This window comes from Klebsiella sp. JN_Kp122 (assembly GCF_040062085.1).
GTDB lineage: Bacteria > Pseudomonadota > Gammaproteobacteria > Enterobacterales > Enterobacteriaceae > Klebsiella > Klebsiella aerogenes.
The window spans coordinates 1-577 of sequence record NZ_JBEAHW010000013.1; the positions used below are offsets into that span (position 1 = coordinate 1).

The window sequence follows — 577 nt, forward strand, 5'->3', positions numbered from 1 at the left end:
AAGGCGTGTATACCGCAGCGGACCGCGGCTTCCAGCGCTTCTTTAAAGCGGTGGAGCCGAAGTGGGACCTGAAAACCGACTGGCAGATTATCAGCGAAATCGCCACCCGGATGGGCTATCCGATGCACTACAACAACACCCAGGAGATCTGGGATGAGTTGCGGCATCTGTGCCCGGACTTCTACGGCGCCACCTATAAGAAAATGGGCGAGCTCGGCTATGTCATGTGGCCATGCCGCGATGAGTCCGACGCCGACCAGGGGACGTCGTATCTGTTTAAAGAGAAGTTCGATACCCCGAACGGGCTGGCGCAGTTCTTCACCTGCGACTGGGTCGCGCCGATCGATAAGCTCACCGACGAGTATCCGATGGTGCTCTCAACGGTGCGCGAGGTCGGCCACTACTCCTGCCGTTCGATGACCGGCAACTGCGCGGCGCTGGCAGCGCTGGCGGATGAACCGGGCTATGCGCAAATCAACACCGCCGACGCCGAACGGTTAGGCATCGAAGATGAAGCGCTGGTGTGGGTCAATTCGCGTAAGGGCCGCATCATCACCCGCGCGCAGGTCAGCGATCG

1 protein-coding gene is annotated in these 577 nt (G+C 60.3%); it reads left to right on the plus strand.

All coding sequences use genetic code 11. The features are described 5' to 3' along the window. A partial coding sequence (locus ABLU78_RS03385; protein ID WP_348820117.1) for a molybdopterin dinucleotide binding domain-containing protein occupies positions 1-577 on the plus strand: 577 nt, incomplete at both ends.